This is a genomic window from Sinanaerobacter chloroacetimidivorans (assembly GCF_018128545.1).
GTDB lineage: Bacteria > Bacillota > Clostridia > Peptostreptococcales > Anaerovoracaceae > Sinanaerobacter > Sinanaerobacter chloroacetimidivorans.
This window is the reverse complement of record NZ_JAGSND010000016.1, coordinates 15,659-29,372: the sequence shown is the minus strand read 5'-3', so window position 1 is coordinate 29,372 and position 13,714 is coordinate 15,659. Positions and strand designations below refer to the sequence as shown.

The 13,714-nt window shown below is 42.8% G+C and carries 15 protein-coding genes and 1 riboswitch; of the genes, 1 reads left to right on the top strand and 14 read right to left on the bottom strand.

The features are described from left to right. Nucleotides 1–45 precede the first annotated feature (45 nt). A riboswitch (cyclic di-GMP riboswitch) is annotated at nt 46–134 on the bottom strand. A 91-nt stretch (nt 135–225) separates the two neighbouring features. The 11 genes from arsA to KCX82_RS17895 form a co-directional block, all read right to left on the bottom strand. Beyond that, nucleotides 226–1,968, bottom strand: a complete 1,743-nt coding sequence (arsA, locus tag KCX82_RS17945; RefSeq protein WP_227019865.1) for an arsenical pump-driving ATPase — start codon at nt 1,966–1,968, stop codon at nt 226–228. Nucleotides 1,969–2,078: 110 nt separating this feature from the next. Continuing rightward, nucleotides 2,079–2,471: an arsenite efflux transporter metallochaperone ArsD gene (arsD, locus tag KCX82_RS17940; protein ID WP_227019864.1), complete on the bottom strand. Its 393-nt coding sequence runs from the start codon at nt 2,469–2,471 to the stop codon at nt 2,079–2,081. A 23-nt stretch (nt 2,472–2,494) separates the two neighbouring features. Then, nucleotides 2,495–3,634 carry an ACR3 family arsenite efflux transporter gene (gene arsB / locus KCX82_RS17935; RefSeq protein ID WP_264373322.1) on the bottom strand — a complete coding sequence of 380 codons (1,140 nt, stop codon included), beginning with the start codon at nt 3,632–3,634 and terminating at the stop codon, nt 2,495–2,497. After that, complete coding sequence (locus tag KCX82_RS17930) at nt 3,573–3,920, bottom strand: ArsR/SmtB family transcription factor (protein WP_227019863.1); 348 nt, start codon at nt 3,918–3,920, stop codon at nt 3,573–3,575. Before KCX82_RS17930 ends, arsB (KCX82_RS17935) begins: the two co-directional genes overlap by 62 nt. 63 nt (nt 3,921–3,983) lie before the next feature. Beyond that, nucleotides 3,984–4,142, bottom strand: coding sequence for a hypothetical protein (locus KCX82_RS17925; protein ID WP_227019862.1), 159 nt, complete (start codon nt 4,140–4,142; stop codon nt 3,984–3,986). A 41-nt stretch (nt 4,143–4,183) separates the two neighbouring features. Further along, nucleotides 4,184–5,248: an ACR3 family arsenite efflux transporter gene (gene arsB / locus KCX82_RS17920; RefSeq protein WP_227019861.1), complete on the bottom strand. Its 1,065-nt coding sequence runs from the start codon at nt 5,246–5,248 to the stop codon at nt 4,184–4,186. Nucleotides 5,249–5,429: 181 nt separating this feature from the next. After that, entirely contained in the window at nt 5,430–7,070 is a 1,641-nt protein-coding gene (locus KCX82_RS17915; RefSeq protein ID WP_227019860.1) for an FAD-dependent oxidoreductase, read from the bottom strand. Nucleotides 7,071–7,086: 16 nt separating this feature from the next. After that, nucleotides 7,087–7,470: an ArsR/SmtB family transcription factor gene (locus KCX82_RS17910; RefSeq protein ID WP_465250678.1), complete on the bottom strand. Its 384-nt coding sequence runs from the start codon at nt 7,468–7,470 to the stop codon at nt 7,087–7,089. Nucleotides 7,471–7,734: 264 nt separating this feature from the next. Beyond that, entirely contained in the window at nt 7,735–8,229 is a 495-nt protein-coding gene (locus KCX82_RS17905) for a GNAT family N-acetyltransferase (RefSeq protein ID WP_227019859.1), read from the bottom strand. 11 nt (nt 8,230–8,240) lie between these two features. Continuing rightward, nucleotides 8,241–9,056 (bottom strand): arsenite methyltransferase, encoded by an 816-nt coding sequence (gene arsM, locus KCX82_RS17900; RefSeq protein ID WP_227019858.1) that lies wholly within the window; start codon nt 9,054–9,056, stop codon nt 8,241–8,243. Nucleotides 9,057–9,100: 44 nt separating this feature from the next. Beyond that, complete coding sequence (locus KCX82_RS17895) at nt 9,101–9,541, bottom strand: MarR family winged helix-turn-helix transcriptional regulator (protein ID WP_227019857.1); 441 nt, start codon at nt 9,539–9,541, stop codon at nt 9,101–9,103. A gap of 234 nt (nt 9,542–9,775) precedes the next feature. On the opposite strand from KCX82_RS17895, the gene KCX82_RS17890 reads away from it, so the two are divergent. Further along, nucleotides 9,776–9,940, top strand: a complete 165-nt coding sequence (locus tag KCX82_RS17890; protein WP_227019856.1) for a hypothetical protein — start codon at nt 9,776–9,778, stop codon at nt 9,938–9,940. 144 nt (nt 9,941–10,084) lie between these two features. Here the strand turns inward: KCX82_RS17890 and KCX82_RS17885 are convergent, their stop codons facing one another. The 3 genes from KCX82_RS17885 to KCX82_RS17875 are packed head-to-tail and all read right to left on the bottom strand — an operon-like array spanning nt 10,085 to nt 13,632. Continuing rightward, the gene (locus KCX82_RS17885) at nt 10,085–10,354 is read right to left on the bottom strand and encodes a helix-turn-helix domain-containing protein (protein ID WP_227019855.1); all 270 of its coding nucleotides are present in this window, start codon (nt 10,352–10,354) and stop codon (nt 10,085–10,087) included. Between the two features lie 4 nt (nt 10,355–10,358). After that, a complete protein-coding gene (locus KCX82_RS17880; RefSeq protein ID WP_227019854.1) occupies nt 10,359–12,179 on the bottom strand; it encodes a VirD4-like conjugal transfer protein, CD1115 family in 1,821 nt (606 codons plus the stop codon). Between the two features lie 13 nt (nt 12,180–12,192). Further along, nucleotides 12,193–13,632 carry a DUF3991 domain-containing protein gene (locus KCX82_RS17875; protein ID WP_227019853.1) on the bottom strand — a complete coding sequence of 480 codons (1,440 nt, stop codon included), beginning with the start codon at nt 13,630–13,632 and terminating at the stop codon, nt 12,193–12,195. Nucleotides 13,633–13,714 lie beyond the last annotated feature (82 nt).

Here is a 13,714-nt window from a genome sequence, read left to right as displayed (position 1 = left end):
AAACCTGCCACGAATAAACGGGCAGGTTTTAGACACATAAGCTATTTTAGCAACCAGGCTATCATAGTGCTTTTTGCACCGTAGACCCTATGGCTTTGCGTCCCTGTCTTTAGACAGGTTTGCCCTAACAATATTTAATTTTCGACTTTATACTTTTGTACTAATTATCCATTAAGACAGAAATGCCGTCAACAGATAAAGACTTTTCTTCAAATGTAAGAATGCTTAAACTGTTAACTCTTTGAGCTTATCACCTTTGATTTCATCAGAACTCCAGCCGATGACAGCAAATTTGCTATCTGTGTGTTCGTCCACCTTATTAATCCACTCAATTTCATTGCTTGCTTTTGCGGCCAACATACGATTTGTTGTGCCAGTATGAAAGAGTGAAGAATTGATTACCCACCATTTTGCCGCAATACCGGCACGCTTTAGATCTTCTTCAAGGCGCATTGCTTCATATACTGGGGTAGCTTCTGCAAGGGTCACAATAATGACTTCTGTTTCGTCCATATTGTGCAGTCGCGGTAACAGTTTTTTAGCTGATTCCGGAATATCGCCTTGTGATCGTTTGATTTCCTGATTATAGCTTTGTGTAGACTCAAGAAGCAAAAGCGTATGACCAGTCGGTGCGGTATCAATGACAACTACTTGATCTTCCGCCTTATCCACAATCTCTGCGAAAGCCCTAAACACTGCGATTTCCTGCGTACAGGGAGAACGCAAATCTTCCTCCACATAAGCAATATCCTCATCTGACATGGTTTCCCTTGCTTTAGAAAGCACCTCCTCTTGGTACTTCTTCAGCTCTGCCTGTTCATCAATACGGCTCGTGGTGATGCCACTGCTTTCATCTATAACAAATTTGAGATGGGCTGCCGGGTCAGTAGTCGTAAGATGCACCTTTCTGCCCCTTGCAGACAATCCCATCGCAATCGCTGCCGCAATGGTAGTTTTTCCAACGCCACCTTTTCCCATAGTGAAGATAACTTTTTTATTTGATTTGTATAGGTCGTCAATTACATTTTTAAGCTCTGGGATTGTTTTAGCGTTTACCTTCTCATCCCGGACAATGTATTGATCTTTGGTTAATAATGCTCTTACATTGTCAAGTCCGGTAATGTTATAGGCTCTAAGGGGGACGGTATAAATAGTCAGCTTTTTCAGCCCTTCCGGCATATCTACAAGCGCTTTTTGCTGCTTGTGATACAGACTTTCAGAAATTTTGTCATCATAAGAAGTCAGCACACCATTCATGACAATTGTCTGATTGTTTACGCCAATATCCGCAAGTTCTTTTGAAGCCCTTTCTGCTTCCTTTAGGGGAGCTGCTTCGGGTCGGGAAACAAGAATGAGTGTAGTCCGTTTACCATCTGACAGAGTTTCAACGGCTTTTTTGTAAATTTCTTTTTTACTTTCCAATCCTGACAACTGTCCAAGACAGGATGCTCCATGTGTGCTCTCGCTGATGAAATTACTCCACGCTGAAGGCAACTGTAGCATTCTAAGGGTATGACCTGTTGGTGCAGTATCGAATATAATATGGTCATAATCTTTCTGCACTTTTTCATCCGTAATAAAGTTTGAAAATTCATTGAATGCCGCTATCTCAACCGTGCAGGAACCGGAAAGCTGTTCTTCCATATTGTTTAGAACTGCATCAGGCAACTTGCCGCGATAGGGAGCAATCACACTTTCACGGTATTCCGCCGCCGCTTGTGTTGGGTCAAGGTTAGCTACCACAAGGTTTGGCACTTCCTTAATAGGAACCCCCTTATTGTTCAAATCAAGACCAAAAACGTCCTGTAAATTGGATGCAGGATCGGTACTGATGAGCAGTACCTTTTTGCCGCTGTCTGCAAGATTTACTGCGGTGGCGCAAGCGGTTGAAGTCTTTCCTACACCGCCTTTTCCCGTGTAAAACAAATATTTAGTAAGCGCAATTACTTGCGGATTAAAATTCTCCATATGGATACCTCCATTTTATTCAGGCATAAGGGACATATCTATAAGCAAATCGCATTCAATCTAAATATGAGATATGTCCCTCAAAGTGGTTAATTTCATTAGAAACTTAATTAGCAGCAATTACCACCGGAACATCCGCAACCACCTGATTTTTTAATGTTTGCTTTTACAGCTCTTGGATTCTCTGCCAAAGTGCTTGAAGGAATACCAAGCAGGCTTGAAAACTCATCGTTAGTCGGATATCTGCCGGTTATTACGATCTCTCCGTCTACGACGATGGCGGGCAATTCGTCAACTCCGTTTACGTTAATGAATTCGTTCACTGCTTTGTTATTTATAAACTCTTGGGGTGAATTAGAAAGATTAAATCTTTCAACTACAACTCCCTTTTTCCCTAGCGTATTTAGGACTGTAGAAATCCTGAGAAGTTCGGGATCAACACCAACTCCGCAAAGTCCTGTTGAGCAGCACATAGCAGGCTCATAGATAAACATTTTTTTCATAGAAAACATCTCCTTAAAGTTTTTTATTTGTTATCAGCCATCGGCTGGGGGAACCAATGCTTCGTCTTGTTTACGAACTTGACAAGCAGAAGCATGACAGGAACCTCGGTAAGCACTCCAACTGTGCAAGCAAGCACTACCGGGGAAGTTGGGCCAAAAAGGGCAATCGCCACTGCCACCGATAATTCAAAAAAATCAGAGGCAGCAATAAGAGCCGCTGGCGCCGCTATATTATGGGGCTGTTTCGTCCATTTGCATATCAGATACGTAAAAGTAGCTGAGATAACATTCTGGAGAATAAGCGGTACTGCTATCAATAGTACGAATAATGGCTGTTCTAAAATAATATCGCCTTGGAAAGTAAAGATAATTATCAGAGTCAAGAGCAATCCCAAGGTTGTAATGCCATCAAATTTGGGAACAAATTTTTCGTTGAAGTATTCTTCGCCTTTCTTCTTTATCATGAAAGCCCGTGTGAGAAAACCACCAACCAACGGGACAACTACGAATAGTATGATTGAAAATACAAGCGTATCCCATGGAATCTGAACATTGTTAACGCCTAGCAAGAATTGGACTAACGGTACAAAAAGGACAAGAATAAGCAGGTCGTTGACCGAAACCTGTACTAGAGTATGTGCAGGATCTCCCTTTGTCAGATTACTCCATACAAATACCATAGCAGTACATGGAGCCGTACCTAACAGAACTGCACCTGTAACAAAGTCTTGTGCTAAGTTGGCAGGAATTAGAGCTTTAAAGACCACCAGAAAGAATAGCGATGCAAGCCCGAACATAAGGAAAGGTTTGATCAACCAACTACTGCCGCTTGATATCACTATACCCAATGGATGCTTTCCTACGTTCTTTAAAGATTGGAAATTAATCTTCATCATCATTGGATAAATCATAATCCAAATGAGGACTGCGATTGGAATATTTTGCTCCGCAAACTGCATTTTGTTTAATACTGAAGGGATTCCAGGCAAGAACTTCCCAATCAAAATCCCTGATGCCATACAGAGAAGTACCCATATAGAAAGGTATTTCTCAAAAAACCCGATGCCTTGTGTTTTTTCTTTTTCGATTTTAATCACTCCTTTAATGTGGATTTTTATCGCAATTGCACAATCCCTGTGCTTTGCATTTCCGATACGTTTCATAATCCGAGATATAGGTAGGAAGCTCTTTCAGCTTGTGTTTCAGATATTCCCATAGCTCTTTGTTTTCCTGAATAAAACCATTGCTTATCCTGTAATACGTCCATTGTGCGTTTTTGTAGCTCTCCAGGATTCCACACCTCTTTAATGCCGTCAAATGGCGTGAGGCATTCGATTGCGTCATTTTTAAGCATGATTCTATCTCGCAGACACATAGTTCATCCTCCAGAATTATCGATAGTATCCGCAACCTGCTTTCTTCAGACAATGCTTTAAAAATATCTATCATTATTTCACCCTCTCACAATCTGCAAATTAAATAAGCACTTAAATCTTTTGCATTCATTATAAGTTATTGATTCAATTTAGCTTCAACTAATTCCAATCTTTCATTTATAATTTTTAACTCTTTCATAATATCTCCAATTAAAATATCTTTTCTTTTTTCTTCTTCCAGTCTTTCTTGCTCTTTTCGCATTGAAATCCCATAATAATCATAATATTCTGCCACAGTTATCCCTCCTTCCCGTTAAAGTCAACCTTTTTCATCATCTAATTAGTCTTAACCATTCCGTTTGGACTAAAGTATTTATTTTTAAAATGCAATGCGAGATTTACGAGTGCGATCATCACAGGCACCTCAATAAGCGGACCTATTACCGCTGCAAATGCCTGGTCAGAAGAAATTCCGAAAACTGCCACTGCCACTGCGATTGCCAGCTCAAAATTATTGCTTGCTGCCGTAAAAGAGAGTGTTATGGTACGCTCATAATCGATTTTCTTTTTATATGACATATAGAAACTGGCAAGGAACATAATCGCAAAGTATAAAAGTAAAGGAATCGCTATTCTTACCACATGAAGAGGTAAAGACACGATATATTGTCCCTTTAACACAAACATGACAATGATTGTATAAAGCAGTGCAATTAAAGCAATGGGAGATATTTTAGGAATGAAAACTTTTTCATACCATTCTTTGCTTTTACTCTTTATCAGGATGGTTCTTGTCAAAAAGCCGGCAACGAAAGGAATACCCAGGTAAACCAGAACACTTTTGGCAACATCTAGAATAGAGATATTCACAACCGTACCGCCCCATGAGAGTCCCAGCCAATTTGGCAGAACAGTCACAAACAAATAAATGTACACGGGATAAAGTAAGATCTGAAAGATGGAATTCAAAGCTACCAGCGCAGCACAATACTCATTATCACCTTTGGCGAGCGTATTCCACACAATTACCATTGCAATACAACGTGCCAGACCAATAATTATCAACCCTATTGCATAATTCGGCATGTCAGGCAAAAACAGGATTGCCAGAACAAACATTAATATTGGGCCTACGATCCAGTTCTGAATGAGAGAAAGTACAAGGATCTTTTTATCCTTGAAAACCTTACCCATTTCCTCAAACTTAATTTTCGCCAAAGGTGGGTACATCATTATGATAAGGCCGATAGCTATGGGCCATGATGTTGTACCTGTACTCATACCTTCCAAGGTTTTTGCAAGGCTTGGAAATAAAAATCCTAATAAAACCCCTACTCCCATTGCCAAAAAAATCCATAGGGTCAAAAACTGATCTAGAAAAGATAACTTTTGTTTTTGCATTTCTATATTTCCTCCAGTAAAATGATTTCACAAATAATTATTAAGACATTCAGGAAAAGTTTTAAACTGTACTAAATGTTTTGGATTGCCTTTCCAGATAAGCCATGGCAATCAAATCAGCATTACTATATGAGCATACAATCATATTATGCCGATAAGATACCATGTGTTACAATATTTTTTAATCTTGATGTGTTTTCTTATATTGTTTATGACCACCGGATAGATTGAACACTTTTTTATAACCTTTCCCCAACAAAATATTCTGTGCAGCATTGCCAGTAACACCTTTATTGCAATAGGTAACCGCAATAGTGTCCTGGTCAAATTCATTGGCTGCATCCCTGAGTTTGGAATGAGGAATACTCTGTGCATTGTCAATATGCCCCTTATCATATTGTGCTGCTACACGTGCATCAATCAGGTTATATTTTTCTCCTGATTCCATTAATGCGTCCAGTTCCTTGGCAGTTATCAGTGGACGGCCACCCTGAATGGCATTGTCCAGTATCATTCCGGTATACATCACAGGATCTTTAGTGGTCGAGAAAGGGGGAGCATAAGCAAGATCAAGATGGAATAGATCTTCTACCTGTGCCTTATAGGTAATGGCCGTTGCAAATACATCAATACGTTTATCAACCCCAGCATAACCGATAATTTGTACACCTAAAAGTCTGCCGCTGTTCTTATCAGCGATTCCCTTGATTACCATTTCCTTGCCGCCCATATATTCCGGTTTATCCGGCTTGATATTATGGCATACAACAACTTCATACCCCTGTTCCGTTGCTTCCCGTTCGGAGAGCCCTGTCTGGGCCACTGTTAAATCAAAGATTTTAAATATACCGGTTCCAAGCACTCCACGGAATTCAAGTCTGCCGCCAGTGATGCTGTCACCGGCGATCCGGCCGGTCTTGTTGGCAGTAGAGCCAAGTGGCCGATATACTGGTTTTCCTGTTACAACATGAAATTGCTCGATACAGTCTCCACAGGCATAGATATCCTTCTGGCTGGTTTCCATTTTGCTGTTAACTTTAATCGCACCCGTAACACCCAGTTCAATTCCTGCCGACTTTGCAAGCTCGCTGTTCGGACGGACTCCCGTTGAGAGCAGTACCACATCCGCAGCAACTTCCGTATTATCCGATAGAATAACAGCCTTTTCTGTAATCTCTTCGACAGAAGAACCTGTCACCACGGATACACTCTTACTTTTCAGATGTTCTTCAACATAAACAGCCATATCACTGTCCAACCCCGGAGTCACCTGAGGCAGTTTTTCAATCATAGTCACATTGATCCCAAGCTTCTGCAGATTCTCACACACCTCAAGACCAATAAAACCTGTACCGACAATCGCAGCAGATTGAGGGCGGTGGCTGTCTATAAAATTTTTAATTTGATTCATGTCATTGATATTTCGTAAGGTAAATACATGCTCAAAGTCAGTTCCTTTAATCGGTGGAATAACTGCTCTTGCGCCAGTGGCAAGTACCAACCGATCATAATAATCGGTGAACATCTCATCAGTTGAAAGGTTCCTGACAGATACTTTTTTCTCATCGGGATGGATTGAAACAACCTCATGCAACGTGTGAATATCTACATTATATTTGCTTTTGAAAAATGCTGGATCACGAGGAGTCAGCTCACCTGCACTTTCTACTTCTCCGCCAATGTAATAAGGCATACCACAACCGGAGTAAGATATAAAATTATCTTTTTCATAAATAACAATTTCTGAATCCTCACTGTTTCTTCTGGCTTTTGCGGCAGCAGATGTTCCGGCAGCTACCGCACCAATAATAACAATACGCATAATAATTCCTCCTGTTTTATTCGCAGTCACATTCTCCATCTATGTCAAGGAGTACAGCTGCCTCCATTATTTCCTCTAATAAACGGTGTGCATTTTCAAATCCTTTTTTACTAAGGGAATAGTTCATCCACTTTCCATCACGTCGGCAGTTAACCACACCGGACTCACATAACAATTTCATGTGGTGGGATAATGTTGATTGCGAGATATTCAATTCCTCTAAAAGATTACATGCACATTTCTCACCACTTTTCAGCAATTCAATAATCATCAAACGGTTAGGATCACAGAGTGCCTTAAAAACTCGTGCGCTTTTCTCAAAGTTATTTTCCAATTTTCTCACCTCACATTTACATTTATCGATATGTATTATTATAAGCTTCATATCGATGTATGTCAATATGTATTTTTTTAAAAAGACCGCTTCGAAAAGCGGCCTAAGATGTCGTGCTTTGGCTAATACTAAAGTCAATAATGTTTATGTGTTCAGCAGTCTCAAGTTTACCGATAGCAGCAGGGCTTCCTTCTGCTCCAGCATTCATTCCGGCAATATTCTTCATATGCCGAATTGTTATTACCTGGGATTAATGCAATAATAAAAAGTAAAAGTATACCTATTATGAAAATTAACATGTTCATACACCTCCGGTTCTTGCTTTATCAATTAGCCAACGAGTTTACTTCTTCGTTCAACTAATACTACATCATGCCACTTACCGTTATTCATTTTACCGAGTCTTTCTCTATAACCAATTTCCCTAAAACCACATTTTTTATGTAGATTCAAGCTGGAGGTATTCTCTTTTATAATTCCTGATTGCAATGTCCAATACCCGTTTTCTTCTGAGAGTTCAATTAATTTATCCAGAAGTGTAGTACCAACTTTTTGACCTTGATATTGCTTACCAATATAAATACTTACTTCTGCAACCCCGGCATAAACACACCGGCTGGAAACGGGAGATAAAGCAGCCCAGCCCAAAATGATATCACCATCCCTGGCTACTAAACGGCAGGATTCACAATGTCCTTTATTCCACTCTTCCCAGCTTGGTGCCTCACTTTGAAATGTAGCGATTTTGGTATTTATTCCTTCTGTATAAATCTTTGCAACCTGTGTCCAGTCGGATGCTTTCATTACTTCAACTTTATAATCCATAAATTTTCTCCCTATTTGTAAGCCTTAACATGTGCGCCTGCAAAAGCTCCATCCAATGCAGTTTCATCCATTTTAGAGTAAATGTCACCTAGATTTTTGGATTCTGCAATATCTTTAATTACATCCTTAGTGTAGATGTTTACAGGGGTGATCTCAATCTCTTTAAAGCCAACCTTTTTCAGGATTCTTTTGTAATCCTCTACGGTTAATGCACCGGAAATACAACCCACCCACATCTGAATACTCTCTCTTATTTCATCTGAAACCGCTTTTAATTGAACGATATCCGCTATAGCAAGTCTTCCGCCTTTTTTCATTACCCGGTAAGCCTCTCCCAATGCATCTTCCTTGCTTTCGCTCAAATTAATTACGCAATTCGAAGTAACTACGTCAACAGTTTCATCCTGCAAGGGAATATCCTCAATATACCCTTTGATGAATTCCACATTTTCCGCACCGCTTTTTTTCTTATTCTGATTTGCTAATTCCAGCATTTCATCCGTCATATCCAGTCCATAGACTTTTCCAGTTTCCCCTACATATTTTGAGGAAATCAGGACATCAATACCTCCGCCGCTACCTAAGTCAAGGACAGTTTCTCCTGGTTGTAAATTTGCAAGCACGAGGGGATTGGCGCACCCTAAAGAAGCATTAATCGCCTCAATGGGTATTCCCGCTGTAAAATCTTCAGAATAAAGAATGGACTCTTTAGCAGTATCGCCGCAGCAAGACGTTCCACATCCGCAGGATGCCTTTGCATTATCGCTTACCTTTTTCGCAATGGCGCCATAATACGTTTTGATTTCATCCTGAATACTCTTTGCCATAAAAAATTACCTCCTGTATTAGTTTTTCTAATAATTTGAAGCTCTTAGCAACATTTGTTGCTTTCGACCGCATTTGTGAGAAGTTGTAAGCTCTCCATCACTTGGCTCCTTTTGTTTTCCGGAATTGAGTTGAAAATGCTCTTATAATACCCATTCATACTTTCTTCGATATTCTTGAATACGTTTCTGCCATTTTCAGTTAACTGAATAATTACATACCGTCTGTTTTCCGTATCTAAGTCCCGGAGAACCAAATCTGATTCCACCAAATTATTGATTGTCCGGCTCATTGTACTTTTATCCAATCCCAACAATCCAGCGAGATCAACTAATGAAATCTTTCCTTTTCGTCCAATTTCAACGACGGCATGGCACTGCGTAATTGTAACTCCACAACAAGAAGCATCGCTTTTTTCTAGAATGCCTAAATCTCTGACAAGTATCCGAATCAACTCTCGCAAGGTTTCACTTCCTTGGTTAATCATATCATCACCTCGGAATCATAATAACATACAACAGTTGTATTTTGCAACAGTTATTTTTATATTTTTGCATAAAAAAGAGAAGGTCTACGAATTCTTTCGTTTTTTATTTTTCATTTTTTTATCAACATCCCTAAACTCTTTTTCTCAAAGGCTCTTTCAACACTTTTATGGTATCAGCAATAATCCGGATTTTATGCTCATTATTGTCCCTGATCATCTTCCAACACACGAAGGGTGACTGTAATTTATACTGTAAGCAATACTGCAGTTTATGATGATATCATTACCTACTTGGAGCCAGCGGCACAGCTCATTGCATATGCCAGGAAAAAAGGGAATCATCGTGATCCATCCGGATACTGCGGTAATTCCCCCATCACGATAAAAGTGGAACTCTGACGATCTATCCCCTATTATTCTTTTTCTGATGTTGTTTTTTACTTAGAGTGAGAAGTTCCCCTTGATGGTCCACCATGACCCCTCCCTTGGACCATGAATAGAACAGACCTTCCCCCTGGCGGGAAGATCATACTTTTTACCGGATCAGTTGGAATTTCTCTGCGCCAGATAAAACATGTTGCTGCTCTTACCGCCATTTTCCCTCCACCTTTGCTCCTTGCGGATACGGCCGTTCTTTTCCAGGTCGGCAAGGGCACGTTTGACGGTGCTTCGGGATAACTTCAGCTCTCTGGCGATGGTACCAATCGCTGGGTAACATTTGCCGTCCTTATCACAGCGATCACGCAGATACATATATACCGCCACAGCCCGGTGCGGCAGTTCCGAGGAATATAGGGATGTATAATAACCCACAACTTCACCTCCTTGTAGACTCCTGCTTTTGTTCAAAGGGATCAAGATTAATCGTCGGCGTCGACGTATGAAATATCCCTCCTGATGTAGTCGCCTCCGCCCCAGTTTCCTCCGGAACGTCCTCACAGGCGGCATGGCGCCGGATAATTTTTTCTTCCACTTTGCGCCGGTCTGCATATTGTACCTGTCGGGCAGACTGTTCGGCAATCTCATAGGGCTTGCCGAAAGTGATACCCCAATCCAAAAACAGCTTTAAACGGGTGCGCATGGGATAGACTCCGGTCTTAGTGACGATAAATCGGCCCTTGAGCATGGACTTAAGTTCATCGGGCGTCATCAATGGGCGCTCAATCATCTGCAGGGATTGACTGGGATCGTTCTTTCCCCGACTGATGGAACCGCTCATAACGGTCTGGCTACCAAGAGCCTTTGACAAAATCTGCGCCGATTCACTGTTGGGAGCAAAGCCGCCGAACACGGTGTCCTGACAGTTATCAATAATTATGGCGGCGCCCTCTTTTCCATAGTTTTTCTCTAACTGCGCAAAGCTTTGAATGATGGCGACAATCGATACACGTCGGGAGCGGCTGGCCGAGAACATCATTTCTGCAGACTCAATTTTCGGTATGGTTCCAATCTCATCCAAAAACATCATGATACGGTTCGGGAGCTTACCTCCATACTCATCTGCTACCGAAAGGATTTCACGGTAAAGCTGCTGAACAATCAGGCTGATGATAAAATATTTCGTATTATCTTCCTCTGGCATAACAAGGAAAATAGCACCTTTTTGCTTACAGAACTTTTCTGCATCAATAGCAGTGTCAAAGCACAGTATCTGCTCCAGCTCCGAGTCCAAGAATGCATTAAGCCGGGACAGTGCTGTGGACAGGACACTCTGCATGGCCTGCTCTGCGCTGTTTAGAGCAGCACCGGCAAACCACTTTGTTTTATGATCGTCCGGTAGGTGTGCCAGTAGCATCTGGAACAGTGTTCGACCCTTGACACCGCTGGGCGCTAACAGATCTTGAATGAGCTTGAACACAGACACGATATGCCGCTCTTTGGGCTCACAGTATTCAGCAATTAACAAGATTACTGAGGTTAAGAGTCCTTCAGCCGCATCATAAAAGAAGGCATTTTGTCCAGCTGCAGAGCTGTCAAAGCCTCCGGAGCTGATGATAGTCTTGGCGGTTATTTTCGCATACTTCTCCGCTCTGGCCTTATATGCCAGACTTTCCGGATGTGCAAGGTACAAATCCATATAGCGGTTTACCAGATGAAGCAGATTGTTGCCGTCCGAGCGGGTGGGATTCCTAAGGTCAATGACTGACACCTGGTAGCCGTAGTAATGCTTAGCAATACCCGCATAGTTACGATAAAGGTCACCCTTGGTATCGGTTGTGATAAAGCTCATACCGGAAGCACAGGCATACTCCAGGTTAGGATAGAGAAAATTGGCGGTCTTGCCGACACCTGCCGCACCGATCATCAGGCAGTGGACATCATCGTCATCCACTAGCGCATAGCCGTGGGGAGCGGTCTTGTCGAATAGGGAAGCCTTTTTCCAGCCCACAATTAACCCTTGTGCCGTCGGGAGATTTTCTCCCTTCCGCCATTTTTCCGGCTCATACCGGACTGCCGTATATACTGTCTGTATTTCCTTTTTGGTTGCCCATCTTGCTGTACCATGCTGACCATCACCTACGGTTTTTGACTTGATACCGTTTAAGGTATAATAGTGAGCAAGCAGTGATAAAAAGCCGATCACACCGAACATGGTCAGTCCGGCAGCAAGCAGCGTTACAAGTTGCGATGTTTGCACAGTCATCCCTCCTTCACATCGTCATGGTAAAATTTACAGTTTTCTCCTGCCTGGGTGCTTGCTCCTGCGCTTCCAGCACGATGAACATTTGCGCTTTCATACAGCTTAGCGCCAGTGTAAGGCAGGAGCGCATAAAAAGCTTCTGTTCGTCTGCCGTGCGGATACCAGGAGTACGGATGCGGCTGGACACATCCCTCACGGCAATTCGAATATCCTCCGCTTTGGAGCGCAGCCAGCCCCTATCTTCATGAGGTTTGTATTCCGCCTGCAGCCAGCCGGTTACACGCTCCATGGATACCGGAATTTCCATCTGCCGGCAGGTATTCTGAATGGAAATCAAAGCACAAGCCACTGTCTGGCGGCATTGTTCCTCTAATACGTTTCGCTGGAGACTATCTGAGCGCAACAGGGGCGCCAGCTGTTCACATTCATTCAGCAGACGGGCATTAGCCTCCTGATTTACAGACTGCATTCGACAAACCTCCAGCACTGCCGAACACATCTGTGGCAGAAGCACCAGCTTCGGATGCTCTTGTGCCGGAATGGGATCGATGCCATGAAGAGCCTTTAAGTCCTCATTCCAGTCCTTAAACTCCGATCTGAGAACGGAAATGTCCATATAGGCAGGATCGTAATAATTCTTCTCGCAGAGAATATCCTTGAGCCGGCCAGTGGCTTCAATCCCCGCCGCGTCATGGTCCAGACACAGCACCGGGTTCTTCAGATGCGGATGCAGCTCCAGTTGGCGCAGCAGGGCATGCTCCGATACACCGTCCAGCGTCACATAGCTGTGCTGCTTCCAGTCCTGCTTATTCAGGGTAATGAAGGACAGCATATCCACCGGAGCTTCAAAGACATAGAGGGTGTCACTTTCCCCGATCCAGTGGAAGCTATAACAGGGATCACTTCCCTCCACATTTCCCTTGTAAGGCTCACCCTGAGTAAAAGTACCTCGTTTATGGGCGTGCCTGGCAACTGCATTTTCATCCAGCCCTACAAACACAGCGTTATGATACTGCTTATCCTCATAGATGAGCTTTTTGTGTGCAAAATGGGACAGTACGTCCCGATCTATGAAGCGCTGCTTGATGAGATAGGCGAAAACACGGCGCATGTCCGGATTTTCCTCCGGTAGTGAAAATTCCTTACGAGGCGGAGGGGCGCTCTTCTCTGTCTGGTTCCATTCCACACCGGATTCCCCGCCGAGCAGAAAGGAGACTGCATCCGGGAAGCTCATATCGTAGAATTGCTGAACAAAGTCAATGGCACGGCCACCCTCCTTGCGGGAATGACGGAACCATTCGTTGCCACGCACAGTAACACTGTCATACCGCTTCCAGCGATATTCCCGACCGGAACGAACCAGCTGCTCTCCTTGCCTCTGGAGGAAGTCCACCAGATCCACTGCGTTGGCCCGCTGCTTTTGTTCATCAGTAAAATACACATATGCCATACCGAAGCACCTCCTTTATCGCTTGCGTTTCCCGCAGCGCATGTGCCCGTGGCGGACACAAAAAAACGCCGCCCGTTGATGA

Excerpts from the sequence above, each read along its gene's own strand:
- arsA (WP_227019865.1), bottom strand. The coding sequence starts at position 1,968 with ATGGAGAATTTTAATCCGCAAGTAATTGCGCTTACTAAATATTTGTTT.
- arsD (WP_227019864.1), bottom strand. The coding sequence starts at position 2,471 with ATGAAAAAAATGTTTATCTATGAGCCTGCTATGTGCTGCTCAACAGGA.
- arsB (WP_264373322.1), bottom strand. The coding sequence starts at position 3,634 with ATGAAACGTATCGGAAATGCAAAGCACAGGGATTGTGCAATTGCGATA.
- KCX82_RS17930 (WP_227019863.1), bottom strand. The coding sequence starts at position 3,920 with ATGATAGATATTTTTAAAGCATTGTCTGAAGAAAGCAGGTTGCGGATA.
- arsB (WP_227019861.1), bottom strand. The coding sequence starts at position 5,248 with ATGCAAAAACAAAAGTTATCTTTTCTAGATCAGTTTTTGACCCTATGG.
- KCX82_RS17915 (WP_227019860.1), bottom strand. The coding sequence starts at position 7,070 with ATGCGTATTGTTATTATTGGTGCGGTAGCTGCCGGAACATCTGCTGCC.
- KCX82_RS17905 (WP_227019859.1), bottom strand. The coding sequence starts at position 8,229 with ATGGATTATAAAGTTGAAGTAATGAAAGCATCCGACTGGACACAGGTT.
- arsM (WP_227019858.1), bottom strand. The coding sequence starts at position 9,056 with ATGGCAAAGAGTATTCAGGATGAAATCAAAACGTATTATGGCGCCATT.
- KCX82_RS17895 (WP_227019857.1), bottom strand. The coding sequence starts at position 9,541 with ATGATTAACCAAGGAAGTGAAACCTTGCGAGAGTTGATTCGGATACTT.
- KCX82_RS17875 (WP_227019853.1), bottom strand. The coding sequence starts at position 13,632 with ATGGCATATGTGTATTTTACTGATGAACAAAAGCAGCGGGCCAACGCA.